Genomic DNA, 26304 nt, shown 5'->3' with positions numbered 1-26304 from the left:
AATGCCGAGCGATCCCGCCACTGATCCCGCGAAGTCCTCCCGGGCGAAAGCCAGCAACAAGTCGGAATTGATCTTCCGGTCGCTGGCCACCGCCGCGGGTGCGACGATCGTCGCCGCCATCGCGTTGATCGCCCTGTTCCTCCTGATCAAGGCGGTGCCTTCGATCGGGGCGAACAAGGCGAACTTCTTCACCAGCAGCCAGTTCAACACCAACGATGCCAACAACTTGAAGTTCGGTATCAAGGACCTGTTCATGGTCACGGTGATGAGCGCACTCATGGCGCTGGTGATCGCGGTGCCGATCGGCGTCGGTATCGCGCTGTTCCTGACCCAGTACGCGCCCAAGGCGCTGGCCCGGCCGTTCTCGATGCTGGTCGACCTGCTGGCGGCGGTGCCATCGATTGTGTTCGGTCTGTGGGGATTCCTGGTGCTGGCCGAGAAGCTGGTGCCGGTGGAGCGATTCTTCAACAAGACCTTCGGCTGGTTCTTCCTGTTCGATCAGGGCAATGTCTCGATCGACGGCGGCGGCACGATCTTCACCGCCGGCGTGGTGTTGGCCGTGATGATCCTGCCGATCATCACCTCGGTCAGCCGCGAGGTCTTCAACCTGACGCCGCGCGCGCACATCGAAGCCGCGCAGGCGCTCGGCGCGACCAAGTGGGAAGTGGTGCGGATGACCGTGCTGCCCTACGGTCGCAGCGGTGTGATCGCCGGATCGATGCTCGGCCTCGGCCGCGCCCTCGGTGAGACCATCGCGGTACTGATCGTGTTGCGCACCGCGCAGCAGGCGGGCCACTGGTCGCTGTTCGACGGCGGATACACCTTTGCCTCCAAAATCGCCTCTGCCGCTTCGGAATTCAGCCAGGCGCTGCCGACCGGCGCGTACATCGCCGCGGGCTTCGTGCTGTTCGTGCTGACCTTCGTGGTCAACGCGCTGGCCCGGATCGCCGCGGGCGGGAAGGTGAACGGCTGATGACCACGGCAACTCTGGACAAGCCGATCAAGGCCCCCGCCTTCCGGGAGATCTCGCTCGGCCGCAGGATCCGCAACAACATCGCGACGTCGGTGATGTCGTTGTGCTTCGCGATCGCGCTGGTGCCGCTGGCCTGGGTGCTGATCGTGGTGGTGAGCAAGGGCTACCACTCGATCGTCCGCAGCGGCTGGTGGACCAACTCGCAGTACGGGGTGCTGCCCGAGCAGTTCGCCGGTGGTGTGTACCACGCCATCGTCGGCACCGTCGCACAGGCGCTCGTCGCGGCGATCATCGCCATCCCGCTCGGTGTGATGGCCGCGGTCTACCTGATCGAATACGGCGGCGGCCGGCTGGCGAAGGTCACCACCTTCATGGTCGACATCCTCGCCGGTGTGCCGTCGATCGTGGCCGCGCTGTTCGTGTTCTCGCTGTGGATCGCGACGTTCAAGTTCCAGCAGAGCGCGTTGGCCGTGTCGTTCGCCCTGGTGCTGTTGATGCTGCCGGTGGTGGTGCGCAGTACCGAGGAGATGCTCAAGCTGGTTCCCGACGAATTGCGGGAAGCCTCCTACGCTCTGGGCATTCCGAAGTGGAAAACCATTCTGCGGATCGTGATTCCGACCGCGCTGCCCGGCATGATCAGCGGCATGCTGCTGGCCGTGGCCCGCGTGATGGGTGAGACCGCGCCGGTGCTGGTGCTGGTCGGCTATTCGCAGTCGATCAACTTCAATATCCTCGACGGCAACATGGCCTCGCTGCCGCTGCTGATCTACCAGGAGCTGTCCAACCCCCAGCCCGCCGGCGTGGCGATGGTGTGGGGTGCGTCGCTGACCCTGATCCTGATCATCGCCCTGCTGTACCTGGGCGCCGCGGTCGTCAACAAGCTGCTCACGCGGAACCGATAGAAGCGAACGGAATAACGACATGGCCAAGCGGATCGACGTCAAAGATCTGAACATCTACTACGGCAGGTTCCACGCCGTCTCCGATGTGTCGCTGACCGTGCTGCCGCGCAGCGTCACCGCGTTCATCGGTCCCTCGGGTTGCGGTAAGTCGACCGTGCTGCGTTCGCTGAACCGCATGCACGAGGTCACGCCCGGCGCGCGCGTCGAGGGTGGCGTGCTGCTGGACGGCGAGGACATCTACGGCGCGTCGATCGACGCGGTCGGCGTGCGCCGCACCATCGGCATGGTGTTCCAGCGCCCGAACCCGTTCCCCACCATGTCGATTCGCGACAACGTGGTGGCCGGGCTGCGGTTGCAGGGTGTGCGCAACAAGAAGGAACTGGGCGAGGTGGCCGAGCGGTCGCTGCGCGGCGCCAACCTCTGGAACGAGGTCAAGGACCGGCTCGACAAGCCCGGCGGCGGCCTGTCCGGTGGTCAGCAGCAGCGTCTGTGCATCGCCCGCGCGATCGCGGTCTCGCCCGACGTGCTGCTGATGGACGAGCCCTGTTCGGCGCTGGACCCGATCTCCACCCTGGCGATCGAGGACCTGGTCTCCGAACTGAAGAAGCAGTACACGATCGTCATCGTGACCCACAACATGCAGCAGGCCGCCCGCGTCAGCGACCAGACGGCCTTCTTCAACCTCAAGGAGCAGGGCAAGCCCGGCAACCTGGTGGAGATCGACGAGACGGAGAAGATCTTCTCCAACCCCTCGCAGAAGGCGACCGAGGACTACATCTCCGGCCGTTTCGGGTAACGGGGAGATCCCCCCGAAAACCACTGTTGCGCTGCGAATCTGGGCCGTCTGGTACCAGATTCGCAGCGCTCCTCCGCCTCCCCGCGACTTCAGCGTGCCGTCGAGCGCGGGGAGCTTCGAGTGTCGGGCCGGCGGTCAAAGGTTCGGTTGCCTCTCGGGCGTACCCGGCGAGTTACCCATGTGCTCCTGAAATCAGTTGTTGCGCTGCGAATTCGGTATCAATCGGACCAGATTCGCAGCGTAACAACTGTTTTGGGGGCGAATGAGTGTTTCCCCTTGTAACTCAGATTCTTTCGGCGTCTGCGCTGTCTTGGTCGGGGGGCAGGACGCCGGTGACCAGGAAGACCACGCGGCGGCCGATCTCGACGGCGTGGTCGGCGAAACGCTCGTAGTAGCGGCCCAGCAGGGTGACGTCGACCGCGGCCGCGACGCCGTGCTTCCACTCGCGGTCCATCAGCAGGGAGAACAGGTGGCGGTGGAGGTCGTCCATCGCCTCGTCCTCGTCGTTGAGCTGGGCGGCGCGTTCGGGATCGCGGGTCTCGAGCACCTCCTTGGCAGTGTTGCCCATGCTCACCGCGATCCGGCCCATCTCGGCGAAGTAGCCGTTGACGGCCTCGGGCAGCGCGTGATTGGGGTGCCGCCGCCGGGCGACCTTGGCCACGTGCAACGCCAGCGCGCCCATGCGGTTCACGTCCGCGACGATCTGGATGGCGCTGACGACCTGCCGCAGATCACCCGCGACCGGGGCCTGCAGGGCCAGCAGCGCGAACGCCCGCTCCTCGGCGAGCGTGATCATCTCGGCGATCCGGTCGGATTCGGTGATCACCTGTTCGGCCAGTGCGAGATCCGCCTGCAGCAGCGACTGCGTCGCCCTGTCCATGGCCGAACCCGCCATACCGGCCATTTCGCCCAGCATGGTGGCGAGTTCGCCCATTTGCTCGTTGTAGATGACACGCATGGAACGAAAGAGTAGCTCTCGGCCCTGACCAAGTCACGAACTGCGGATGAACCGCTGGTGCTCGCCGTCGCGCACGGTATCGGCGCAGGTGGTGGGGTATCTCAGCGGCAGTTGTCGTCCGCGGCGTTGACGTGTTCGAGATCGTCGGGAAGTGTGACCGGATTCGCCGCGCCCGTACTGTCCGCCGGGGCCGAGGCGATGGGCGGCAGCGGTGTGCCGAACGTCGGCGGGGTGTGCACCACGCCGGTGAAATTCTTACCGAGCGCGACCTGGACGATACTGCCCAGATCCGAGGTGACCTGGAGTTTCGCGCCCGGAATCGCCGACGCCACGGTCGCGGCCTCGTCCCGGTGACCGCTCGAATAGCGGACCAGGGTCGAGGAGAGTGTGCCCTGGGGATAGGTGTCCACGCTGTAGATCTGGAAGCCCGGCGCGGCCAGTTTGGTGGCGGTCGCGCTCGCGGTCCCCGAAATGCCCGAGGCATTGGAGACCTGCACCGAGATCGTCGTCGGATCGGCCGCGGTGAGCTGCGGCGGCGCGGGCGCGGTCGAGGTGGGGGCCGGTTCGGTGGTGTGGTGTTCGCCGGGGAGCGGGTCGTCGTCGATGATCGCGTGGAAGATCGCCTTGATGTCGGATTCGCGGGGGATCTCGTTGCCGTAGGAGGTGGTGCCCGCGGTCGGCACGGTCAGGAAGGTGATCGCGCCGGCGGCCACCTTCTGCAGGGAGCGGCCCAGCATCAGCAGGTCCTTGGTGTCCACGTTGTCCATGAAGGCGTGCGAGGTGAAGGCCGCGATGAAGCCGTTCAGTTTCACCGGATCGAACAGGACGCGGTTCGACAGCGCGCTGCGCAGCAGGGAGGACAGGAACAGTTGCTGGCGGTGGATGCGGTCGTAGTCGCTGCGTTCCTCGCCGATGACGTGCCGGGCGCGCACGTAGTCCAGCGCGGTGACGCCGTTGATGGTCTGGCGGCCCGGGTTGGCCAGGATGGTGCCGAGTTCGGTGTCCACGAGCGGCGTCGCGGTGCACACCTGCACGCCGCCGACGGTGTCGACCATCGATTCGAATCCGGCGAAGTCCAGGCCGACGAAGTGGTTGATCTTGAGTCCGGACAGTTTCTGGATCACCTTGATCAGGCATTTCGGCCCGCCGAGGGCGTACGCGCCGTTGAGCTTGTCGCCCATCGCCGAGGGGTAGTCGGTGCCGGTGTACTGCGCCTGATCGTTGTTCCAGCCCTCGCAGACCGGCCGCGTCACATCCAGATCGCGCGGAAACGACACCACGACAACACGTTTGCGACTGGCCGGGATGTTCACCAGCATCACCGTGTCCGACCGTGCCCCCTCCACGTCGGTGGGATCGCCCGCCCCGAGGGTGCTGTCCACGCCCGCCCGCGAATCCGTCCCCGCGATCAGGAAATTCTCGTCACCCAACTGCCCGACCGGATCCACGATGTCATGCGACCCCACATCCAACGCCTGCACCTTCGTGAACCCTTTATCGGTGGCGCGCAAGTAATTCCACCCCGCCCCCGTCAACAACAGTGTCGCCACCGCGGCCAACGCCGCAATCGTCCGCCCGGCAACCCGCAACCCCCGCCGCCCGCGACGCCCCTCGCCCCGCCGAAACCGCTGCACCCCAAAGCGTTTCGGAGCGGCAGTGGCTTCGCCCCGGTCCGCCCCCGATTGCTGCACCCTGTCATCGAATTGCGTTCCAGCGGAAGCCTTCTCATCCCCTCGCCAAGCCTCGACGAGCAACGCCCGCTCGGCATCCGACGGTTCGGTCTCGTCCTCCCCGCCCGACATCCTCTCCCCAACACCGGAATCAGCCTGCGCCCCACCGGAATTACCTGCTTCTGCCCCGCCTGTCTTCCCTACACCTGTCACGTCGTCCGAGACCTGCTGCCGACTCGGAGATGTGGCGCTGGAGTTCGCCGGATCATCCTGCGAATCAGTGTGCGCCGCAGCGGAATTGTGGTTCTCGGTTCGTCCGGTCGCCCGTACGTCGGTCGCATCGTCGGACTCGAGCTGTCGACCCGACGGTACTGCGCTGGGTTCGTCCGTGGTGGTCCATGGATCGGCATCTACCGCGCCGGAACTGCCTTCCGCAGCGTATGCGCCCGACGCCGCGTCGAGCACATCGCCGGACCTCGGACGTCGACTCAACGGCCCTGCGCTGGAGTTGTCGAGGGTAGCCGGTTGATCGGAATGTGCAGCTCCGGAATGGCCTTCCCCGGCGCGCGCGTTCGGCATCGCGACGGTTGAGTCGCCGGACTCGGTGCGCTGGGGTGGATGCGTTTCATCGGGGCTACCCGGGTCCTGCCGCGGGCGGGAGTGAGGCTCGTCGGTCGAGGATTCGTTCGTGACCGCAGGCTCGGTGTCCTCCTGCTCCGCTTCGGGTGAATCGGCGGAGCCGGCCCGACTTGGCAAATACGCCGCATACCATGTCCCAGCGGTCTCCCGGGACCGCCGGGCACCCTCACCCGCACCCCGAACCGCAGCGCGTCGCTCCCAGGGAGCCCGCCCGACCGAATGCGGCGATTCCCCACCGTGACCGTCGTCGCCCATCAACGAACCTCACCTCGCCTAGTGTCGACGATGGAACCGCGCCGAGAGCAGAATCGTGTCGATGATAGTGAGGGTAATCACCGGAATGGCTGAACATGGCTGTTCCGGGCGTGTATCCGGCCGCGAGGCGGGGATTCGGGGGGCGAAGGGCGGTGCGTTCAGCCGCCGCTGTGCATGACGTCGGCGGCGCTGGGGACGGTGGCGTCTTCAGGGTCGTCGAGCCAGCCGTCGGGGAGGGAGACCTTGGTTTGGGGGGAGCCTTGGCGGCCGCGGGGGCCGGTGGCGGCTGCGGTGGGGAAGGGGGCGGTGGGGTCGAGGTGGGTGGTGAGGTCTCGGATCTGGTCGAGGGTGGAGACGGTGGCGAACTTTCGGCGAAGGTCGGAGCCGACGGGGAAGCCCATGAAGTACCAGGCCATGTGTTTGCGGATGTCGCGCATGGCTTTGTCGTGGCCGTCGTGTTCGACGAGGAGTTCGGCGTGGCGGATGAGGATTTCGCCGACGCGGCCGAGGGTGGGGGGTTCGGGGGCGGGTTCGCCGCGCAGGGCGGCGGAGAGTTCGGCGAAGAGCCAGGGGCGGCCGAGGCAGCCGCGGCCGACAACGACTCCGTCGCAACCGGTTTCGGCGATCATGCGCAGGGCGTCGGTGGCGGTGAAGATGTCGCCGTTGCCGAGGACGGGGATGGTGGTGACGGCTTCTTTGAGGCGTGTGATGGCGGTCCAGTCGGCTTGGCCGGAGTACAGCTGGGCCGCGGTGCGCGCGTGCAGTGAGACCGCTGCCGCGCCTTCGGCTTCGGCGATGCGGCCGGTGTCCAGGTAGGTGTGGTGGTCGTCGTCGATACCGATCCGGAATTTGAAGGTGACCGGCACTTCGCCTGCGGCGGCGACCATTTCGCGCACGATGTTCGCGAACAGCCGCCGTTTGTAGGGCAGTGCGGAGCCGCCGCCGAGCCGGGTGACCTTGCGCACCGGACAACCCAGATTCATATCGATGTGATCGGCCCAGCCCTCGCCGACGATGATCCGCACCGCCTCGCCGAGGGTTTTCGGATCGACGCCGTACAGCTGCATCGACCGCGGGCTCTCGTCCGGCCCGAACGACATCATGTGCAGCGTCTTCTCGTTGCGCTCGACCACCGCGCGCGCGGTGATCATCTCGCACACGTAGATCGCGGTGGAGCTGCCGAACTCCCGGCACAGCGTCCGGAACGCGACATTGGTGATCCCGGCCATCGGCGCGAGCACCACCGGCGGATCGACCGGGTACGGGCCGATCCGCAGTTGGGGCCTGGCCTCGATCACCGCAGTCATGGGTTCCATTCTCGCATCCGCCGGTCAGTGGCCGATATCACGTGACCGCGGACGAGAACGCCCGGGTTCGGTGTCCGTCGAGGGACAGCGAACCCGGGCGCCGTACGACTCAGCCGACCGACGCGGTCGCCAGTTCGCGGTCGCGCTTGGCGGCCTCGCGGGCGAGCATGCGGTCGCGCTGCTCCTCGAACTTGGTCACATCCTTGGACAGCTTGTCCAGGAAGACCGCCAGCCGGTCGCGGGTCTGCTCGCCACGCGCGGTGAAGTCCTCGCGCTCGAAGATCCGCCACTTCTTGAGCACCGGCTGCACGACCTCCTCGAGGTGCTGACGCAGGTCGTAGATGCCGTGCTTGGCCATCAACACGCCGTTGCGGCGGAAGTTGGGCATGCCCGCGCCGGGCATCTGGAAGTTCTCCAGGATCAGCGCGACGGCGTCCAGGGCCTGGTCGGGCGCCAGGTCCAGGGCCGCGCCGCACAGGTTGCGGTAGAAGATCATGTGCAGGTTCTCGTCGGCGGCGACGCGCTGCAACATGCGATCGGCGATCGGGTCGTCGCACACCTTGCCGGTGTTCCGGTGCGAGACGCGGGTGGCCAGCTCCTGGAAGGTCACGTACGCGACCGAGTGCAGGAATCCGGCGTCGACCTCGGTGGGGGAGGCGAAACCGTTGGTCATGTGGACCATTCGGGCCTGTTCCAGGGCGACCGGGTCCACGCCGCGGGTGACCACGAGGTAGTCACGGATGACGATCCCGTGCCGGTTCTCCTCGGCGGTCCACCGCCCGACCCAGGTGCCCCAGGCGCCGTCCTGGGAGAAGTTCTCGGCGATCTCGCGGTGATAGGAGGGGAGGTTGTCCTCGGTGAGCAGGTTGGTGATCATCGCGGCCTTGGCGACCTCGTTGAGCTTGGACTGCCCCGGCTCCCAGTCGATACCGCCCATCGCCGCGAAGTTGCGGCCTTCGTCCCACGGCACGTAGTCGTGCGGATGCCATTCCTTGGCCATCGAGAGGTGACGGTTGACGTTCTCTTCGGCAACCGGCTCCAACTCCGTGAGCAGCTCGAGTTGAGTCAGATCCCTTGCCATGCTTACGCCCTTCGGTCTTGTCCTGCCATCGTGCTCGTCGCCCCCCGCTCGTCCATGCGCCTTGCGGCCCCGGCACTGCGGCCCATACCTTACGGCACTGTAGGTGTGATGCGAAACGCATCGGACGGGGTTGCCACCAGATGATGTAACCCGCGGGCTCCCGATTGTGAGCTGGCACAATACGGAAGTCGACGCTTTCGAGTGTAGGCGGCGAGGCGCTTTCATGGGGATCATCGTCCGGGGCGGGGATCTCGTTAGCCCGCATGGTTGCCGATGCTTTCCTGCGGTCCGCGGACCGCGCCGTCCATCGCCGCTCGCCTGAGGTCCCGAAGTGAAGCGAATATTAGCCACACAATCGCTCCGATGCCGGATCGGCCAGCGCCACAGCACATCTCGGCGTACATGCGACAGGTCCGCCGGAACGTGTGTTCCGGCGGACCCGAGTGCCCCCACCAGGGCTCGAACCTGGGACCTGCGGATTAAAAGTCCGTAGCTCTACCAACTGAGCTATAGGGGCGCGGCTGGCAAGTCTAATGTGCGCCTCGCGAAAGTGGTAACCGGTATCCGTCCGGGGTGTCCGGGCGCTCGATCCGCGCAGGTCGGCGGGATTTGCTGATGGCGTCGGCGCCGGTGTGCGCAAATCTGCGGCGGCGCTGGGCCGCCCGGCGGCGACGTGGATCCGGGTTCCGGGACGCTTGATCGGGCTCCGGTTGGTCTCCGCGCGCGGCTCGGGTCGGCGGTCGGACGCGTTCGAGGTGAGGGGGTAATCCCGTTGACCTCCAATTTGTTTCAGCGACGAAGTGTGTAAACATCATCCAATCGCGGTGCGTGACAAGGAAATTGGCAGTGGAGGTGCGAGTGTCGAGGGATCGGCCCGGCAGGCGGCCCGGCGGTGGGGTGGCGCGTCCGGCCGGCGGTGGGGTGAGACGGCCGGGGTGTGGCGGTGGCGAACCGTGCTGTGGGATGGTGGAATTCGCGAAAGGAACGTCGCGAGAAAATGGTAACCGAAGATTTGCCGCAAACTTCGGAAAGAGGATTGAGCGAACTGACTTTCCGGTAGCCGCTCCGATCGACATCGATACGGAGTACGGTGATCTGTCGGTGAATTCCGAAAGAATCCGGGTGTGCCCGGTGGGAGGGGATTCGGCCCATGGTTGATGTACCCGCTTGTGTCGCGACCGGTCCGGCCGTTCGCGGGGCCCTGGAGATTTCGTCGCAGGAGGCAGATCCGAGAACGTTGAGCCCGGGTGCGCACCCCCTGCGGCGCACCCGGGCCCGGAGAACTATACCAGCCGGTGTGTTTCAGGTTCTCTCGCGACTTTTCGTACTCAGAGTTTGAAAAACCGGGCTGTAGCCCGAATCTCGGTATTAAAAAATCTCATAACTCGCATCGAGGACTGTTCCCACTGGGAGTCCTGCGGCGGTAAGTAGCTTCGGAGGCGTTTCGAGCATGGCACGGCAGCAAGAGCGGGCCCGCCGGACTCGCGCGGCGATCATCAGGTCGGCCGCGGTGGAATTCGGGAAAAGCGGCTATGCCGCTGCATCGTTGAACCGCATTCTGGAAGGGTCTCGCGCGACCAAGGGCGCGATGTACTTCCACTTCGACTCCAAGGAGGATCTGGCGCGCGCGGTGTTGGACGCCGCGGTCGAGCGGTATCGGACCAGCATCGAACGCTGGCTCGGCAGAACCGATCTCGGCCCCCTCGACATCCTGCGGGGGATGCTCGACGAGGTCGCGTTGCGCCTGGACAACGACATCATCATCCAGGCCGAGTTCCGGCTGATCATCGAACCGGAGTTCCATCGCGACGTGCAGGCGGGCGGCGGGCGCATCCTCGGCCGCGCCATCCGGATGCTGGCGGTACGCGCGATCGATCAGAAGCAGCTGCGGCACGACGCGGATCCGGACAAGTTCGCGCGCACCCTCACCGCGGCCCTGGCCGGGCAGCGCTACGTCACCGACATGGTCGGCGGCCCGGTCGATATGCGGATGCGGTTCACCGAGGCGCTGGAGATCATCGTCGAGGCGATGGGCACCCCGGAGTGGCTGGAGGAGTTCCGCACCGTGGGCTGGCGGGCCAGTGCCCGTCCGGACGACCTGAATGTCGGCACCGCGAGCCCCTGACCAGCCGATTTGGGTTTCACGCCGGAGCTGTCATAAGCTATCCCAGCTCCCAACGGAAGCCGTTGAGGTACGGACCGGAGAGATCCGGCGGGCCCCCTTCGTCTAGCGGCCTAGGACGCCGCCCTTTCAAGGCGGTAGCGCGGGTTCGAATCCCGTAGGGGGTACGGCGGTGGTGACACCGTTGAGAGCGCAGTAGTAGAGCAAGGCCCTGTGGCGCAGTTGGTTAGCGCGCCGCCCTGTCACGGCGGAGGTCGCGGGTTCGAGTCCCGTCAGGGTCGCAAGACTGTATTGGCATTCGTTCGGGTGCCTCCGGCCAGGTAGCTCAGTTGGTACGAGCGTCCGCCTGAAAAGCGGAAGGTCGCCGGTTCGATCCCGGCCTTGGCCACTCAATCCCCCTCGGCAAATCTGCTGGTCGAGGGGGATTTCTCGTTTAATCTCCTCGAATGCCCTTTGCCCGGCGTTGACCGCCGTTGTCCGCTGAAATCTGATGCTTAGGGCACGTGGGGGGCACGGCTTTTCTGGCCGGTAGGTCGCCTCCTGAGCCACCCCAGACTTCTTCTCCCCGGCCTTCCTCATACTTGTCATCCTCGGCGGAAGGCGGCCGGGTCAAGGGTGTCGTTTCCCTTGACGCGGTTGGCTGGAGCGAGACAATCAGGCAATGAGGAAGGGGGAATCGCGCACTGAAAGCCGCGGAATGTAAGGCTGGGTAGTGGCGGCGAATTGTTGATCCGTCACGGATTTCCGTACTCGGGAATGTGCGAGGAATATCACCATGATTCATGTCCGAGCGTTCCGCTATTCGGTTCCGGGAGAGGCGTGGGCCGAATAGCGAGGTTGTGGTGCTTTGATTGTGACGAGGAGGACTTCGGCTCCGATGAGTTCCTGGTTCGCAACCACAGCCAGTCGACCGGGCCGGGTGTCCGCGGCTTCGTGCTCGACTGCGGGAGGTCAGCCGGGAACGGCTCGCATCGTGCCCAGCACTGCTCGGTCGTTGAATTACGTGGCCAGAGGCCGGGTGTCCGCGTGCTGCCACGTCGACCGAAGCGGAGCCGCTGTGCCCAAGCTGTCCAGGTGATCGACGTCGTCCGTGCTGGACGGACCGAGAACTCGGCTGTGGTCGGACAGTCCGGTCTGCTGTCCGTGGCCAGTGCTGTCCGTGCGGACAGGGAATGCGCTGTCCGGGATCAGGATTCGTGGGTGTGCGGGCTGCCGCCGACGCGCCGCCGTGCAGCGAGCTTCGAGCGGAGCGGCGTAGCGCGGCGGCGGCGGCCCGCTAGGGCCGCTGCCGCTCTTGATCCTGTATGGCGGAATTCGGCAATGCTTCGCACCGTACGTGCGGTGCGAACGAAAGCCGGGACGGTGGCCGATCGACGCTGAGTGCCGGACGTTCGCTGGGACAGCGTGGGAACTCCGGGATCGCTTGGGGTCCAACGGTTCCGGTCGGTGCTGTGGCGTAGGCTGAGCCCACCTCCAGCCGAGGGGCGGTGGACATGGTCCACACACCGCGCCCAGGAAGGAGGTGGTGGGGATGGCGAAACATCGCCGGGCAAAGAGCAAGGCCCCGGTCGATTACGGCATCATGCTTGGAGGCTTTGCCGTGATCGCCGGGGCGCTCATGCTGGTCCGCTGGTTGCGGGCTAGGTAGTCCCACCAGGTGAGGGCGTCGTGCATGGCGTCCTCACCGCCAGCATCACTTACGTGACAGTCCAACTGTACAGGTGGTCGATTCAGAACGACAGCAGAAGACCTAGTTGGGCGGCTGGGCAGGCCCGTACTCCCTTCCCGGCTGTCGGCGGTGCAGGCGGTTGGCGAGTGTCTGGTAAGCCACGTGCTTGCGTATGCAGGTGTCCGCTGTGCACCAGTCATGATCTTCTATCACGGCGATTGCTCCAGCGATGGTGAGCGGAAAGTCTGGAGTGTCATGTTCCACAGGGGATTTCAGAACTCGATCTTCGGCTCTACGTCGGGTGCGGCCTATGAAGGCTATGAGTGCGAGGATTGTCAGGGAGATCGCGATGAGCGCGATAATCAGTCGCAGTGGCATGGATTCCGTTGAGTCTGCTGGAGGATGGGGCTCGCCCCGACCGTGCTGCGAATGGCCGAGGCGAGCAAGTCTGGCTGTGCGGTCAGCGGAATTCGCCAGCGATGACACCGTCCTGGAAGGCTGTCCATTCGGCGGGGGTGGCGATGATGGCCGGGCCGTTCGGGTCCGACTGCCGGATTGCGATGTTGCCGTTCTCGAGGGTTGCCACGTGCAGGCAATTGCCGCTCGGAACGGACGCGGTGGCCTTGCGGAAGGGAACCTTGGTGGGCAGCTGTGCGGCGTTTTCGGCGAAGGTGTTGTGCATGTGGATGTCCCATCGGTCGGGCGGCGTCGGGCCGCTATTGATCACCGGCCCCGATCGAGGCCGGTCGTCTACGGGGTAGAGGTGCTGGGGGCTTATGCGGTCGGCGGGGCCGTAGTGCGTGCGCGGCGCACACCGAGGAGGATGCGCAGCACCTGGCCCCAATCCGTCGCGGTCACAGCACGGGCCGGAACTGGTCGCATACTGTTGGGATGCGGGACCAGCCCTGATGCACCCGGATTCCGTTGTGGCAGAGTCGGATTGGCGTCGCCTGCGTTGTTCGGATCGAGTAGTTCGTATCGCCCCTGCGAGTATTGGGCCTCGGGCAGGAGTGTGATCACATCGCTTATCCGGGCTACTTCGGTGAGCTGAATGTGATTCTCGTCCAGGGTGATTACCGCGTCAGGCTGCCATTTGGTGATGGGGAGCCACAGGTTCGGAGTCTTGTCGGTGTCGAACACCGCCAGTACTCGATAAGCGAGACGGTCGGCGTAGCGCTCGAGCTGTTTCAGGCGGAACTCGAACATCTCCCCGCACAGGGACGGTCGAATCGCGATGATCGCGGTTGGCTCCGGCGCGGTGGTCGCGAAGTGGTCGGTTCGGTCTTCGCTCATATCGATGTGTTGAGTTGGGCGTAGGTGTGGCCGTCGTGCACAGTGATGACGTCAGCGACCGCAATCAACTCTGCTGGCGGCTCCTGGTCTTCGAAGTGCTCGAGGCTGGGCGTGAAGATCGCATTCGCCTCGAAACGATCGACTACGGCGCGTAGCTGTGCGATTGGCATCGAGGTGTGGTTGCTGAAGGCTACTGTTCGAGTCAGTGTGTATCCGAGACGTGCTGCAAGAGAGCGTATTTGGGTTTCATCCCATGGTTGCTGCGTGCCGGAGACGTCACGGCGGAGGTAACCGATTGCGGTAGGCCGCGTCATGTTCAAGCCCCTTTGGGTCGACTAGTAGGCGACCCGGAACCAGGGGGAGGTTGAACCGGTTCCGGGTGCCGGTATCGACGCTATGGACTACTAGTTGCCCGTCGCTACGAAGTTTCTCGAAGTTTCTCGATATTTGTTCGATCATTGCCGATTTTTCCCTGTATATGGGATCATGGTAGTTGTAAGAAATCACTCGAAACGCACTGGACAGGGAGTTCCCGCATGCGTCTAAAATTCCTCGGTAAGAACACGACCGGTCAGCAATCGCCGACACTGTATGCCTCTGACGAGGGCACATATGTGTCTCAAGGGTGGAGAACCGATGTTCCGAACCAAATCGAGATTCCGCACAGGCTCTTGCAGTTTCTCGAGCCTGGTACCTGCCTGGGTACTCTGCTAACCGATACAGGACACGGCACCTTCACCTTGAGTGGTCGGCCGGTCGTCGACGCCGAGACGTTGGCGCAGATGGACATCCCGGCTCACGAGCTGGCCGTGGAAGTCCCCGTAGGACAGGAGATTCGACCCGATGCTTCTGCATCACGGCGAGGATGCGAACCGCCTCTTCCGTGAGAATTGGACCGTAGCGGTTCATCTCGAACTCCAGGACACCTACACGACTCCTGAAGAAGACGAACCGCTACGGCGGTTTCTCGCGGGCGAATCCGATGACTACGCATGGTGGTACGACGGCTGGGGAGCCGCTGTCCGCGAAATGACCCGCCAGGGTAAGACGATTCGACGTATGAGGGTCGTCACTGAGCCGCACACCGATTACACACGATTTGCACTTGCCATCGCACGGTTGAATGCTGCTGCGGGCGAAGATATCCGATACATACCGCGGCACACCGTGGCCGAGGAGGCGTTGGGTAGAGACGACTGGTGGATCTTTGATGATGGGCTGGTAGCCTTCAGCGTCTTCACGCCGGGCGGTGCGGGCGCGGGGCTGGCCACGACGACTGATCCTGCGATCGTCTCGCACCTTGGTGATATTCGAGATCGAGTCTGGGCGTGTGGAATTCCGTACGCCGAGTACGCCGCCGGTGATGGCGGGCGATGACGGACCCGGCGCAGCAAGGGCGGCAGCTTCTCGGCGGGCGACTGCGGGAGATTCGGCGGGATGCTGGTCTGACGGCGCGAGCGGTGGCCGAAGCTCATGGTTGGCCGCGGTCGAAGATGTCGAAGATCGAACTCGGACAGCAGACTCCGACCGAGGACGATATCCGGGATTGGTGTGCGTCGTGCGATGCGCAAGACCAGGTATCAGACCTGATCGCGACCCTCCGGAATGTCCAAGCCGCGTACCTCGAAACCAAGCGGATGCGGTTGCCGGTTCGGCAGCGGCAATCCATTGCCTGGGAGGCTGAGACACGGCTCATGCGCTGGTACGAGCCGTGGGTGGTACCAGGATTGTTGCAAACTCCGGATTATGCGGAAGCGCTGCTGATGAAGGTGCTCGAGTTCTACCACGATTCGACCGACGACCTGGACAGCATGCTCGCGGCCCGCCTGGAGCGGCAGCACGTTCTCTATCGCGGAAACCATCGTTTCAGCTTCGTTATCGCAGAGCAGGTCCTGCACACCACCGTGGGCAACGACGACATCATGCTCGGACAGCTGGATCGGCTTCTGATTGCGATGACCTTGCCCCGCGTCGTCGTCGGCGTCATACCGTCGCGGACGGAATACATTGTGCCGCAATCGAATTTCTGCATGTTTGATCGTCGGCGTGTACTGGTCGAGACAATCACGGCTGAACTGACCATCTCGCAGCCGCGCGAGATCGCGCTGTACGAGAAGACTTTCGACGTTCTGACAAAGCAGGCAGTCTACGGGGCCGATGCGCGCGATATCGTCGCAGCAGCGCTCGCAAGTCGTCGGAACGGCACTGCGCGATCAGATTTCGACAGCGCGACGTAGCAGCTCGTCGGCACGGGTCGCTCGTGATGGCAACGCGTCGAGATCTGCTTGCACGACATCGACGGCGGACTGGATGGAATCGACGTCCGGTGTCGGAAAATTCTCGCTGAAGGCGCTCAACGGGGTCGCGACGACTCCGGACGCGCCAGCACGGACAGAACCCACGATGTCTCGACTCGAGCCGTCCCATAGCCGGAAGTCCTGGCCGACTGCCGCCCGAATCTCGGCGATCGCGCTGGCGCTCACTTTCGCGAGTTTTCCGCCAGCGGGGAGAACGCCCTGTGCGCTGGCCCTGCGTGCGAGAACAGGGTCGAATAGCTGGCCGCCGAACATCGGATGGCTGTAGATGGTCGCTCCGCTCGGCAGCTCCCGCAGAAACTTCAACGAGTGCGCCTGATCGGTAGTCCTCATGGCTGCCATTGGCGTCACAGAACGATCTTTCGCTCGCACGAAATCCTCTGCCTCCCAACAACATGCGAGGATTCGGCTCGGCTCGGTGACCTCGAGCCAGAGATCGATCACCGCGGCTCGATCGTCGGCTGACATGGCCTGACCTTGCGTTGTGGATCCAGAGAGGATGAAGGAATCGACCCAGGTAGCGGCTGCGCGAATCGCATAGCGCCGGGTGGCTCCGAGATCGAGCTTCCCATCTTCGGATCGAAGGTTCAGCGCGGGCACGATGACATCGAATTCCATTACAGTGCAACAACTTTCCGGATCTGCTCGGCTGCCTCTGTGGGCGAATGAACGGCGGTATCGATGCTCAGTTCGGCGAGGTCTGCCGGGAGTCTGACGGTCGAATCCCACGCGGTGAGGCGCTCGGCAACATCGCCGGTATCGCGATCTCGGATACGCCGTTCGGCCACATCACGTGGGCACCACAGCTCGACGACTGTCCAGTTGATCTCGGGCATTGCGGCGCATACCGCGCTGATCGCTTCGGGTTGTCCAAGGTGCAGGATCGGAACTCGCTGTGCCGCAACAATGTTGACCAGCTCTGGCCGGTCGACAATGTAGACGGCGTTGTAGCGCTCGTTCTTCCAGATGATGTCTCCGGCGGCGGCCAATTCCGCTACATGCTCCGCGGTTGTCATCCTGTACGTAGCGGTTCGACCGGCACCGACTTTCAGCCGCCGAAACAGCACATAGGCTGAATCGGCGGTCGACAGTGCGGCGGTGACCGTGTCCTTGCCCGATGTGGGCGGACCGTACAGGATGACAGCTGCGGACATGGTCTCTACTTTGCCAGTGTGTGAAGGAACTCTTTGGTTTGCAGCTGCAAGGGTTCGCTATCGCGATTGTTCGCGATGATCGTGTGAGGCCACGGAGGGCGGAAATTCACATTCACACCGCCGTCGATGTATTCCTTCCAGTGGTTGAGCTTCCAGGTATCCCGGATCGCTCCCCGTCGCTTGACGTATGAGTACATCGAGTCCGCATCGCACTGGACCCAAACCACCGACAGATCCGCGCCGACCGCTGCCAGAGAAGCCGCGGTGCGTTCGAACCAGCCTCGCTGATTGAACTCTCTGAGGAATGGCGCAGTGACGATCGTGCTGACGCCGCACTGGATGTTCTCCTGCATGGCCGCTTCGAGGCACTCGTACTCCGCAGGGCGGATCGTTTCGAGATAGATCCCGCTCTCGCGGTCCTGCATGGATGATCCGAGCTGCACGAGGGCCGCATCGACAATCGAGCGCGTGATCGTGTCCTTGTCCAACATCGCCCAGCGGGTTTCTCGCGCAAGGATTCGACCGAACTCGGTCTTGCCCGATCCGGCGTAACCGCCCACGATGACGGCCCGGGGCCTCCGTGACTCGTTGTTGCGCACCTGCGTCGAGACGGACTCGGCGACGATTCGCCCCGACCGTGGGCGGGTGTAGATCAGTCCCTCGCCGGTGAGTATCTCCATCGCATCGTTGATCGCGCCGACCGAGACCTCGAACTGTGCTGCGAGCTCACGAGTTGAAGGGATTCGCTGTCCAGGCTGTAGCCGACCAGCCTCGATGTCGTTCCGAATCTGATGGGCAATCTGACGGTGCCTGGCATCTCCTGGCATCCCATCTGACATGGATCTGATCACCTTCCTGTTCGCTACCTCCCCGCTCGCGATTTTAGCAAACCCGCTGCAAGATCACGTTTTCTATGCAGATGGGAGCTTTGGTAGCCAAAGATTCGCCAGAAAAAGTTCGTGATACCACTAGCGATCAGAAGCGATCAGCTGATATCTTCGAGTCGGGCCGAACGTGACAAACGTCTCGGACTGAAAGGGAAGAAGCAGGTAGCAGACCTAGCAGGGGCGTTCAGTGTGACGCCATCTGATCGGTTCAGTCGAGAAGGAGAGCGGCAATGGCGATCAAGAAGAACAACCGGTTCCCGATCACTCACGGTGAGGCGTTTCCGCATCGGTTGATGTTGATGACTCCGATCGCTCCGGCGATCAAGTACAACCCGGACCGCAATGCGGCCCCGGAGCAGAAGTTCGACTTCGATCCGAAGACGGGGGAGGGGACGGGGTTGCCGTTGTGGACGGCGACGGTGACCGACCCGCACGAGGCCACGGACGGCAAGGGTAAGCGTGCGTCGTTCGAGATCACGTTCATTGCTCAGGTGCAGCCGGTTCCGGCGGGTGAGCAGGTGGCTCCGGGGACTGATCTGTGGTGGATCGAGTTGGAGGGGTTGACCGCTGAGCCGAAGGTGATGGGGCAGGGGGAGTTCAAGTACCTCGGTTACACGTATCGAGCGACCGGGATCAAGGGCGACAACTCCGGTGCCAAGCAGGCTCCGGCGAATCCGGGTGCGTCGCGTCCGCGTGATGAGAAGGCTGCGTGATCGTCATGTCGACTTACATGAGCGCGTCTGTGTCCGCTCCTGAGGGGATCGAGGTGAATTACCACCCGGAGCGCCCGATGAGTTTCGGGGATGGCGTGGTTCCGGCTGGCGTCGATGTGCGGTTCACCGGTACTACGGCGTATCTGAGCCTGTCGATCGAGGATGCTCGCGCCTTGGCGGAGCAGTTGCCGCAGATCCTGATGCTGCATGACGCCGCAGAGCGTGTGGCTGCTGAGAAGGCGGTGGCGTGATGTGGCTGCGTAGGTTGTTGGGTTTGCGGTCGCGTCGGGTGTGGGTGGAGGTCGATTACGACGCGAAGCGGGATCTGGTCGTGCTCTATGTGGATGGTGAGGGCGCGGGCCTGAGTGCGTGGCAGGTCGAGGGGTTGATTGCTGACCTGCGTGCTGCGGCGTCGAGGCGGCTCAACATCCCTGGAATGCCGGTCTGATGTCCACGCGCAAGACGATGGTGGCGGTGCAGGCGCTCGCGGTCCTGGTGATCGTGGGCGTCGGTGCTGCCGCGTTCGTTCTCTCGTTCACCACGCTGCGGGATCTGGCCAAGCTGGCCCACATTCCCGCGTCGACGGCGTGGTTGTTCCCGTTGATCGTGGACGGCACGATCATCCAGGCCACGCTGGGCTGGCTGGTGCTGGCCAAGTCCCCGGAACGCAAGTACTTCATGGGCGTGCTGGCGGCGGGGTCGCTGATCTCGGTGGCGGGCAACAGCATTCACGCGGTGGCGAATGGTCATCAGCTTCCGGCGTGGTTGTGCGCGATCGTGGCGGCTATCGCTCCGATCAGTTTGTTGATCGACACTCACGGCCTGGCGGTGCTGTTCCGTGCGGCCCAGTATCAACCGGCCGATGTTCGGGCACCTGCTCCTGTGGTGTCGCCTGAAGCTGTTGCGGCCGTGGATGATTCCCCGGCTGCTGACCTTGCCGCGGCTTCGGCTGTGGTTCCTGATCCTGTCGAGCCTGCCCCGGCCCCGGCTGCGGTTTCTGCTCCGTCGCCGGTGCCTGTGCGGGCTGCGGCTCCTGTTCGTCCAGCGCGGCCGATGGTTCCGGTGGCGCGTCCTGTTCCCCCGGTGCGACCGGCGCAGCAGATGCTGCCGATCCCCGTTCCTTCTGGGAGTTGATTCCTCATGAACTTGGCAGCGATATTGCCTCCGTTGGTGACCATCGTCGGTACGACCGCGTTCATGGCGCGGATGATGATCGGTTCTCGCGGTGAGCAGGTGGAGACGGTGACCGACTGGGTTGCTGAGGCTCCGATGGAGTTGAAGACCTCGATCCTGGTGTTCTGCGATCCCGAGCAAGAGCGGATGATGTGGCGGGAGCTGGGATTCGGTTCGGTCGAGGCCGGTTTCCCCACGGTTCTGGATGTCCAGTACACCTCGTACGGGGTGGACGTCGAGGTGCAGATGCGCGGCGGGCACAGGGTCGCGGACTGGACCGATCAAGGCGCTCTGGATGCTCTGGCGCAGTACGTCGGCGCGCCGGAAGTGACCGCGTTGTCGGTGTATCCGGGGTTCATTCGTCTCCAGGTGAGGGTGGTCGACACTCTCGCTACTCCGTCACTGTTGCCGGTGGTGGTCTCCGATGATGTGGACCTGGAGGCGGTCCCGGCGGGGGTGTTCGAAGACGGTCGGACGTGGACTGTTCCGGTCCAGGGCCGTCACATCCTCGCCGGGGGCCGGATGGGGTCGGGTAAGTCGAGCCTGTTGTGGTCCCTGGTCAACGGGATGGGTCCGGCGATCCGCTCGGGCCGGGTGGAGTTGCGGGTCATCGACCCCAAGGGCGGCATGGAACTGGGATTCCTGGAACCGTTGTGCACCCGGTTCGCGTGCACGACCGCTGAGGAGATGGTCGAGCTCCTGGAGGAGACGGTCACCGATTTGCAGGAGGCGACGCAGCGGTATCGGGGCAAGGTCCGCAAGCCGGTCCCGACTCCCGAGAACCCGTTGGTGGTCACGATCATCGATGAGGCCGCGACGTTGTCGGCGTTCTCGGATCCGAAGGTCCAGGCCCGGTTCGAGCGTGCTCACGGGTTGTTGCTCTCGCAGGGCCGCGCACCGTTGTATTCGGTGATCGAGACGGTGATCGATCCGTCGAAAGAGAATGTGCCGCAACGGCAATTGCTGCCCTATCGGATCGGTATGGGCCTGGACGAAGCAAGCCAGGTGGCCATGATCCACGGCCAGGGCGCGCGGAACCGCGGCTCGTACTGCGATCGGATCCCGTATACGACTCCGGGTGTGTGCTACGTCCAGGAGGACGGCACGGCCGGTTTCCAGCGGGCTCGGGCGTTCATGGTGTCCAACGAGGACATCGACCGCATCGTGGCCGAATACGCCCCGCCGCAACCGGATTTCGCGCCGCAGGGCGATTACAGCGACTTCGACCCGGACGACCTGGGCGAGGGTATCTCCGGCGACGACCAGGAGCGGGCGGCATGAATACCGGCTTCCTGGTCCAGGCGCACGTGGTCATCGTCTGCGACGGCTGTGGGGACCGCTACAGCGAAACCGATTCTGCGGGACTGTGTTTCACCTCGGTGAACCAGGCGATCGCGTACATCACCCGGCGCGGTGCCGGGAACGGCTGGATGTACGACGGCGACAAAGTGTGGTGCGACGGCTGCGTTGCCTCGGCCCGCTGCATTGATCACGGACATGTCTTCCCCGAATTCCGTCGACGCTTGCGCGGCTCCCGGCCTGATCCGGAGATCTGCTCGGTGTGCGGGATCTCTATCACCGAAATCGAGGAAATCTGATGAGTATCAACGACTTTCAGCGTCCTGGTCACGCTGCCCGGTTGGAGGCCGAAGCGCTCGATGCCGTGGTGGATCTGCGCGTGCGGCGGCGCTGCCACTACGAGCGGTCGGGCATGGACTCGATGTCTCTGGCGGTGCACCTGTGGGCCGACACTGGAGACGTACCGGGTTGGGCTGACGGCATCGACTCGGACTCGGACGACACCGATGGGGGATGGGCGGCATGATCACCAACACGGTTCCGGTCTGCTGCGGCGTGCCGATGGTCCGGCACATGCGTCCGGTCTACGGCACGGGCACCTTCGCCCCGGTGTTCCGTTGCCCGGTATGCACTTTCGGATTCGTCGGCGACGGCCTGGCCCTCGCGCTGGTCGATCGTCATGAGGGGCGGGTGGCATGAACGCGAAAAAGAAAGCAGCGCAGGTGAATCCGATCGTGCGCAAGGCCGCCGATCAGATCACGCAGCGGCGTTCGAGCAAGCCCACGGCGAAGGATCTGCCTCGGCGCGAGGGCGATGGTCAGCTGTCGCTGTTCGATTCGTCAGGGGAGCGGAAATGACTGTGTCGACGGTGGCGGTCGTGGTGGCCGGGGTGTGCGTCGCGGGGATGGTGCTGTGGCGACTGTGGAGTCCGCAGACCTTCGAGCGGTGGATCCTGTGGGCACCTCGGGCGTGGTTCCTGGGCTGGTGGCGGTATCGGCGAGTGTGGACCAAACGCATGAGCGCCTGCGGGCTGTCGGTCACGTACGGGGATTCGGTGTTGATTCCGCGGCTGCGTTCGGTGCGGGTCGGCCGTACCACTGATCGGCTGCTGGTGCGGATGTGCGCGGGGCAGTCCCCATGGGACTACGAAGGCCGGGCCTGGCGGATCGCGGACACGTTCGGCGTGCACGAGTGCCGCGCTCAGATCGTCGGCCCTTCGACGGTGGGAATCGTTCTGCGGCAGTCGGATTCGGGTGAGGAATCGATGGCTCTGCCCCGACTCGGGGCGCGTGGGAAGGATGCGGCATGACCGAGAATGCGGAACCGGTTCCGGCGCGGGTGACCGCTGCGCAGCGTCGGGCTCAGCCGAATCTGATCGATATCGCTGAGGCGGTCGCGGAGAAGTTCGAGGTGTGCCGTCGGCCGATCGCGATGCGGGTGGAGGACCCGAAAACCGGGACGGTCACCTACGAGGGTGCCCCGTGTAAGTCCACCATCGAATCGGTGTGCCCGGCGTGTGCCAAGGCGCATCGGATGCTGCGGATCGCTCAGTGCCGTGAGGGCTGGCACATGGCCGCCGAGCCTGCCGACGACAAGGTCGATCCGACCGAGCAGCAGACCGAATTGCTCACCGCGCGTGCGGATCTGGCGGCGGAATATCGTCGCGCGGTCGATGACGGTGATCAGGAGTTGGCGACCGCGCTGCGCGAACACGTGTGGGATCTGGATCGTGAGTTGCGGGCGACCGGGATGCGGGGCCGGTTGCCCGCGCTGGATGTGGTGGACGCCGGGCCTCGTCGGCGGTCGACCCGTCGCCGTCAGGACGTGCCGAACCTGCCGCGTAAGAAGGTCGAAAAGCGGACTGTCGGACCGACTTTCGCCGGGTTCCAGCCGAGTATGTTCGTCACGCTGACCATGCCGTCCTACGGGCGGATCAACCGCGACGGCGCGACCGACGAGAAGGGCCAGCCGTGTTCGGACGGGTCTCCGGCGCATCCGGGCAGCTACAACTACCGTGGCGCGGCGCGGGATATCGTGCACTTCTCCAAGCTGGTGGACCGGTGGATCCAGAACCTTCGCCGCGCGGTGGGCTGGGACGTGCAGTACTTCGCGACCGTGGAACCGCAGAAGCGCGGGGCTCCGCACCTGCACATCCTGATCCGTGGCGCGATTCCCCGGGAGATCCTGCGGCAGGTCACCGCGGCTACCTATCACCAGGTGTGGTGGCCTCGGTTCGATCCGGAGAACCGCGTCTACGGCGGCGACGACCAACCGGTGTGGGACCACAAGAAGGCCACCTTCACCGACCCGCACACCGGGCAGGCGTTGACCTACTGGGACGACGCCCTGGACGTCCTGAGCGAGATCGATGATCTCGATCCCGCGCACACGCTGCGGTTCGGCGACCAGATGGACCGCCAGCACATGCAAGGCGTGTTGGCCGGGACCGAAAAGGCCGGCCGGACCATCGGCTACGTCACCAAGTACCTGGTGAAATCGATCGGGGAAATCGTGGCGCCACGCTCCGAGCGCGCCAAGGACCACTACGACCGCCTTCACGCCGAGTTGCAGCATGTTCCCTGCTCGCCCCGCTGCCCGGTGTGGCTCGAATACGGCATCGTCCCGCGCGGGGTGACCAGCAAGACCATCCCTGGCCGCTGCAAGGGCAAAGCCCACCGCTGGGACACCCTGGGCCTGCCCGGCCGCCGGGTGCTGGTCTCGCGTCGCTGGTCCGGCAAAACCCTGCCCGACCATCGTGCGGACCGCGCGGAATTTGTTCGGCAACTCCTGGCCGAGGTCGGCATCACCAAACCGGACACCTCCCACCTGAAGGTCACCCCGGTCGAACCCGGCGACAGATCCCGCCCCCTGCGCGAGCACCTGATCATGGGCGCGATCTCCCGCCGCACAGCATGGCGAGCGGAATACCTACTGGCCCGAATGGCCGCAGAACCACCAGGCATTCCACATGGAAACGTTGCAGCACAACAAGATTCGATGGATAGGGGTGTGGCATGAGCGCGGGCGTCGGTGAGGGATCGACATATATGGACGTCGACCAGGCTGCGGTCTACCTGGGCGTCGGGGTGCGGTTCATCCGCCGATTGGTGGCTGAACGGCGCGTGGTGTTCTACAAAGTGGGCGGACATCTGCGCTTCAAGGTCGCTGACCTGGAGGCGTTCGCTCAAGCGGGCAGGGTCGAGCCGATCCAGGTTCGTTGGAGTGGCGGCAAGGCGGTGGCGTGATGGCTCGGAGGAGATTCGGCAAGGTTCGCAAGCTGCCCTCGGGGCGCTTTCAAGCGTCGTTCATCGCTCCGAGTGGTGAACGCCAGAATGCGCCGAATACCTTCCGTACCAAGACCGATGCGGACCGTTGGTTGGTGAAGGTCGAAGCCGACATCAGCAAGGGCACGTGGCTGGACGAGAAGCTGAGCTTGGAGCGGTTCGAGGACTATGCGAAGGCGTATCTCCGGGACAATGCCGACGTTGGAAAGCGTTGGGAGGAAACGTGTTTGCGCAACCTGCGACTGCACATGGTCGACCTGTTGAACAAGCCGCTGATCACGATCACGCCGCCGGTGGTCCGCAAGTGGCACGCTGACGCGCTCGCCGGATCGGGTGGCAAGACTTCGATTGCGCAGTCGTATCGATTCCTGCGGGCCGTGATGAACCAGGCGAAGCGCGATCAGGCGATTGCGGTGAATCCGTGCCAGATTCGCGGCGCTGGCTCGGACACGGCGCAGGAACGATCGGTAGCCAGTCCTGCCGAGGTGGCCGAGCTGGTCGACGCGATCACGCCGTACTACCGGGCTGCCGTGCTGATTGCGGCTTGGTGTGGGCTGCGACGTGGCGAGATCATCGGGTTGCAGGTGGCCGACGTCGACCTTTCGGCAAATCAGCTGTCGGTCCGGCGTAACCGGGTTGAGCTGCTGGAATCGGATGTGGCGTTCGACAAGGATCCGAAGACCGAGGCCGGGATGCGGGCGGTTGCGATTCCTCCGCACCTCCGGCCGTACCTCGTGGAGCACATGGAGAAGTGGGCCGGTAAGCCCTGGCTGTTCGTCGGTCGCGATGGTCAGCGAATGCGCGGCAATGCGATCTACCAGGCGCATGTCCGCGCTCGGAACAAGGTCGGCGTCGACATTTCGTTCCACGATCTCCGGCATACCGGCCAGACTTTGGCGGCCAGCACCGGAGCTACGTTGGCGGACCTCAAAAAGCGGATGGGCCACGCTTCCAACGCTGCGGCGGCTCGGTACCTGCACGCCGTCGACGGCCGCGATGCCGAGGTAGCCCAGGAACTGAGCAAGATCGCGGCTCGAGGTGAGGCGATCAAGCTGCCTCGCACGATCATCGTCAAGCATTGATCGTGGGGCACGGGTGGGGCACAATCGCTCTCTGCAAGTCTGTGACCAGTGATTATGTGCCCGCCTGAAAAGCGGAAGGTCGCCGGTTCGATCCCGGCCTTGGCCACCAGAACAGCTCCGATCTCCGGGTACTCATCGAGTGCCCGGAGATTTTGCGTTTCGGCGCCACCTGCTGTTCGTAGAAGGTGGGGATGGCCCTCCATGGGACGTGTTGTCGTGGCAGCTATGCGCAGCCTTTGATCATGCAGTTCATTGTTGAGAGCGGCAACAAATTATATCGACGCTGGTTGTCTGCAATTCCGGGAATTGTTGCTGTGTCATTTGTTTTCGACAGAGGTATCCGCAGGAGTTTCATGTCGGATCATTCGCAGTGGGAGATTTCACATAACGAGCGATGTGCGGGGGCCGGGATGACGGGTGGATCTCATGACGGCGTACGGGTGTCACCGTGCCCGCGAGATGGGATCATGATCACATGGGCGACTCCGAATCGGATTGGTACTACTGCTTGAAACATCACCGCGCCGAACAGAGCAAGCGGTGCTGGTTCGCGGACCGCATGGGGCCCTATCCGGATCGGGCCACCGCCGAGCGGGCCCTGGAGATCGTGCGGGCCCGCAATGCCAGTGAGGACGCGCGCGACGAGGGCTGAGCGGGCCGGGCTGCACGCGGTGCGGGGGTGGAGAACACGGTGCGGGGGTGAGAAGTCGATGAGCTACGGTCAGGGGTGTA

The 26304-nt window shown here is 64.3% G+C and carries 30 protein-coding genes and 4 tRNA genes; 23 read left to right on the top strand and 11 right to left on the bottom strand.

The window, feature by feature from the left end; genetic code table 11:
• Position 1: 1 nt before the first annotated feature.
• The 3 genes from pstC to pstB are packed head-to-tail and all read left to right on the top strand — an operon-like array spanning position 2 to position 2671.
• Positions 2-973 (top strand): phosphate ABC transporter permease subunit PstC, encoded by a 972-nt coding sequence (gene pstC / locus NRB20_RS12040; RefSeq protein ID WP_227833425.1) that lies wholly within the window; start codon positions 2-4, stop codon positions 971-973.
• On the top strand, positions 973-1875 hold the full coding sequence (pstA, locus tag NRB20_RS12035; protein WP_194289812.1) for a phosphate ABC transporter permease PstA: 903 nt from the start codon (positions 973-975) through the stop codon (positions 1873-1875). The genes pstC and pstA overlap by 1 nt, the downstream gene beginning before the upstream one ends.
• 19 nt (positions 1876-1894) lie before the next feature.
• On the top strand, positions 1895-2671 hold the full coding sequence (gene pstB / locus NRB20_RS12030; RefSeq protein WP_153410123.1) for a phosphate ABC transporter ATP-binding protein PstB: 777 nt from the start codon (positions 1895-1897) through the stop codon (positions 2669-2671).
• Between the two features lie 283 nt (positions 2672-2954).
• Here the strand turns inward: pstB and phoU are convergent, their stop codons facing one another.
• The 5 genes from phoU to NRB20_RS12005 all read right to left on the bottom strand — a co-directional run bounded on the left by phoU (position 2955) and on the right by NRB20_RS12005 (position 9098).
• Positions 2955-3629 (bottom strand): phosphate signaling complex protein PhoU, encoded by a 675-nt coding sequence (phoU, locus tag NRB20_RS12025; RefSeq protein ID WP_153410122.1) that lies wholly within the window; start codon positions 3627-3629, stop codon positions 2955-2957.
• Positions 3630-3730: 101 nt separating this feature from the next.
• Entirely contained in the window at positions 3731-5140 is a 1410-nt protein-coding gene (locus NRB20_RS12020) for an LCP family protein (protein ID WP_406603812.1), read from the bottom strand.
• A 1211-nt stretch (positions 5141-6351) separates the two neighbouring features.
• The gene (gene dusB, locus NRB20_RS12015; protein ID WP_227833424.1) at positions 6352-7500 is read right to left on the bottom strand and encodes a tRNA dihydrouridine synthase DusB; all 1149 of its coding nucleotides are present in this window, start codon (positions 7498-7500) and stop codon (positions 6352-6354) included.
• Between the two features lie 109 nt (positions 7501-7609).
• On the bottom strand, positions 7610-8581 hold the full coding sequence (locus NRB20_RS12010) for an acyl-ACP desaturase (RefSeq protein ID WP_153410119.1): 972 nt from the start codon (positions 8579-8581) through the stop codon (positions 7610-7612).
• A gap of 444 nt (positions 8582-9025) precedes the next feature.
• A tRNA-Lys gene (locus NRB20_RS12005) sits at positions 9026-9098 on the bottom strand.
• A 933-nt stretch (positions 9099-10031) separates the two neighbouring features.
• Between NRB20_RS12005 and NRB20_RS12000 the strand changes: the two genes are divergently transcribed.
• From NRB20_RS12000 to NRB20_RS11985, 4 genes are all read left to right on the top strand, one after another.
• Positions 10032-10706: a TetR/AcrR family transcriptional regulator gene (locus NRB20_RS12000; RefSeq protein ID WP_153410118.1), complete on the top strand. Its 675-nt coding sequence runs from the start codon at positions 10032-10034 to the stop codon at positions 10704-10706.
• Between the two features lie 91 nt (positions 10707-10797).
• Positions 10798-10870, top strand: a tRNA-Glu gene (locus NRB20_RS11995).
• 40 nt (positions 10871-10910) lie between these two features.
• Positions 10911-10984: transfer RNA gene (locus NRB20_RS11990), tRNA-Asp, on the top strand.
• A 33-nt stretch (positions 10985-11017) separates the two neighbouring features.
• Positions 11018-11091 (top strand) — tRNA-Phe (locus NRB20_RS11985).
• A gap of 1741 nt (positions 11092-12832) precedes the next feature.
• Here the strand turns inward: NRB20_RS11985 and NRB20_RS11980 are convergent.
• Genes NRB20_RS11980 through NRB20_RS38035 form a run of 3 tightly spaced genes read right to left on the bottom strand, consistent with a single transcriptional unit; the run spans position 12833 to position 13835 of the window.
• On the bottom strand, positions 12833-13099 hold the full coding sequence (locus tag NRB20_RS11980) for a DUF397 domain-containing protein (protein WP_319944791.1): 267 nt from the start codon (positions 13097-13099) through the stop codon (positions 12833-12835).
• Positions 13100-13146: 47 nt separating this feature from the next.
• The gene (locus NRB20_RS11975; protein ID WP_153410117.1) at positions 13147-13665 is read right to left on the bottom strand and encodes a hypothetical protein; all 519 of its coding nucleotides are present in this window, start codon (positions 13663-13665) and stop codon (positions 13147-13149) included.
• Positions 13662-13835, bottom strand: a complete 174-nt coding sequence (locus tag NRB20_RS38035) for a hypothetical protein (RefSeq protein WP_227833423.1) — start codon at positions 13833-13835, stop codon at positions 13662-13664. The genes NRB20_RS11975 and NRB20_RS38035 overlap by 4 nt, the downstream gene beginning before the upstream one ends.
• A gap of 673 nt (positions 13836-14508) precedes the next feature.
• Here NRB20_RS38035 and NRB20_RS11965 point away from each other — a divergent pair.
• Positions 14509-15042 (top strand): DUF6879 family protein, encoded by a 534-nt coding sequence (locus NRB20_RS11965; RefSeq protein ID WP_153410115.1) that lies wholly within the window; start codon positions 14509-14511, stop codon positions 15040-15042.
• Entirely contained in the window at positions 15039-15902 is an 864-nt protein-coding gene (locus NRB20_RS11960; RefSeq protein WP_153410114.1) for a helix-turn-helix domain-containing protein, read from the top strand. The genes NRB20_RS11965 and NRB20_RS11960 overlap by 4 nt, the downstream gene beginning before the upstream one ends.
• On the opposite strand, the gene NRB20_RS11955 is transcribed toward NRB20_RS11960, so the two are convergent.
• Genes NRB20_RS11955 through NRB20_RS11945 form a run of 3 tightly spaced genes read right to left on the bottom strand, consistent with a single transcriptional unit; the run spans position 15879 to position 17973 of the window.
• The gene (locus tag NRB20_RS11955) at positions 15879-16598 is read right to left on the bottom strand and encodes a beta/alpha barrel domain-containing protein (protein WP_153410113.1); all 720 of its coding nucleotides are present in this window, start codon (positions 16596-16598) and stop codon (positions 15879-15881) included. The genes NRB20_RS11960 and NRB20_RS11955 overlap by 24 nt on opposite strands.
• Positions 16598-17134: a kinase gene (locus tag NRB20_RS11950; RefSeq protein ID WP_153410112.1), complete on the bottom strand. Its 537-nt coding sequence runs from the start codon at positions 17132-17134 to the stop codon at positions 16598-16600. Before NRB20_RS11950 ends, NRB20_RS11955 begins: the two co-directional genes overlap by 1 nt.
• Before the next feature lie 5 nt (positions 17135-17139).
• Entirely contained in the window at positions 17140-17973 is an 834-nt protein-coding gene (locus tag NRB20_RS11945) for a GntR family transcriptional regulator (RefSeq protein WP_153410111.1), read from the bottom strand.
• A 278-nt stretch (positions 17974-18251) separates the two neighbouring features.
• On the opposite strand from NRB20_RS11945, the gene NRB20_RS11940 reads away from it, so the two are divergent.
• The 14 genes from NRB20_RS11940 to NRB20_RS37525 all read left to right on the top strand — a co-directional run bounded on the left by NRB20_RS11940 (position 18252) and on the right by NRB20_RS37525 (position 26224).
• Entirely contained in the window at positions 18252-18734 is a 483-nt protein-coding gene (locus tag NRB20_RS11940; protein WP_153410110.1) for a hypothetical protein, read from the top strand.
• On the top strand, positions 18731-18985 hold the full coding sequence (locus NRB20_RS11935; RefSeq protein WP_406603811.1) for a hypothetical protein: 255 nt from the start codon (positions 18731-18733) through the stop codon (positions 18983-18985). The genes NRB20_RS11940 and NRB20_RS11935 overlap by 4 nt, the downstream gene beginning before the upstream one ends.
• Positions 18982-19182, top strand: a complete 201-nt coding sequence (locus tag NRB20_RS11930; protein ID WP_153410109.1) for a hypothetical protein — start codon at positions 18982-18984, stop codon at positions 19180-19182. The genes NRB20_RS11935 and NRB20_RS11930 overlap by 4 nt, the downstream gene beginning before the upstream one ends.
• Positions 19183-19199: 17 nt before the next feature.
• Entirely contained in the window at positions 19200-19868 is a 669-nt protein-coding gene (locus NRB20_RS11925; protein ID WP_153410108.1) for a DUF2637 domain-containing protein, read from the top strand.
• A gap of 36 nt (positions 19869-19904) precedes the next feature.
• Positions 19905-21188 (top strand): FtsK/SpoIIIE domain-containing protein, encoded by a 1284-nt coding sequence (locus NRB20_RS11920; RefSeq protein ID WP_319944790.1) that lies wholly within the window; start codon positions 19905-19907, stop codon positions 21186-21188.
• Positions 21185-21505, top strand: a complete 321-nt coding sequence (locus NRB20_RS11915) for a hypothetical protein (protein ID WP_153410106.1) — start codon at positions 21185-21187, stop codon at positions 21503-21505. The genes NRB20_RS11920 and NRB20_RS11915 overlap by 4 nt, the downstream gene beginning before the upstream one ends.
• Positions 21505-21732 carry a hypothetical protein gene (locus NRB20_RS11910; RefSeq protein WP_153410105.1) on the top strand — a complete coding sequence of 76 codons (228 nt, stop codon included), beginning with the start codon at positions 21505-21507 and terminating at the stop codon, positions 21730-21732. The genes NRB20_RS11915 and NRB20_RS11910 overlap by 1 nt, the downstream gene beginning before the upstream one ends.
• Entirely contained in the window at positions 21729-21905 is a 177-nt protein-coding gene (locus NRB20_RS11905) for a hypothetical protein (protein WP_153410104.1), read from the top strand. The genes NRB20_RS11910 and NRB20_RS11905 overlap by 4 nt, the downstream gene beginning before the upstream one ends.
• On the top strand, positions 21902-22063 hold the full coding sequence (locus NRB20_RS11900; RefSeq protein ID WP_153410103.1) for a hypothetical protein: 162 nt from the start codon (positions 21902-21904) through the stop codon (positions 22061-22063). Before NRB20_RS11905 ends, NRB20_RS11900 begins: the two co-directional genes overlap by 4 nt.
• Positions 22060-22515: a hypothetical protein gene (locus tag NRB20_RS11895; protein ID WP_153410102.1), complete on the top strand. Its 456-nt coding sequence runs from the start codon at positions 22060-22062 to the stop codon at positions 22513-22515. Before NRB20_RS11900 ends, NRB20_RS11895 begins: the two co-directional genes overlap by 4 nt.
• Positions 22512-24224 (top strand): replication initiator, encoded by a 1713-nt coding sequence (locus tag NRB20_RS11890; protein WP_153410101.1) that lies wholly within the window; start codon positions 22512-22514, stop codon positions 24222-24224. The genes NRB20_RS11895 and NRB20_RS11890 overlap by 4 nt, the downstream gene beginning before the upstream one ends.
• 29 nt (positions 24225-24253) lie before the next feature.
• Complete coding sequence (locus NRB20_RS11885; RefSeq protein WP_153410100.1) at positions 24254-24451, top strand: helix-turn-helix domain-containing protein; 198 nt, start codon at positions 24254-24256, stop codon at positions 24449-24451.
• The gene (locus NRB20_RS11880; protein WP_153410327.1) at positions 24451-25572 is read left to right on the top strand and encodes a tyrosine-type recombinase/integrase; all 1122 of its coding nucleotides are present in this window, start codon (positions 24451-24453) and stop codon (positions 25570-25572) included. The genes NRB20_RS11885 and NRB20_RS11880 overlap by 1 nt, the downstream gene beginning before the upstream one ends.
• A 475-nt stretch (positions 25573-26047) precedes the next feature.
• Entirely contained in the window at positions 26048-26224 is a 177-nt protein-coding gene (locus NRB20_RS37525) for a hypothetical protein (protein WP_194289811.1), read from the top strand.
• The last annotated feature ends 80 nt before the right edge of the window (positions 26225-26304 follow it).

The sequence above is a fragment of the Nocardia macrotermitis genome (assembly GCF_009604405.1).
Classification (GTDB): domain Bacteria; phylum Actinomycetota; class Actinomycetes; order Mycobacteriales; family Mycobacteriaceae; genus Nocardia; species Nocardia macrotermitis.
This window is presented reverse-complemented; position numbering and strand designations above follow the sequence as displayed.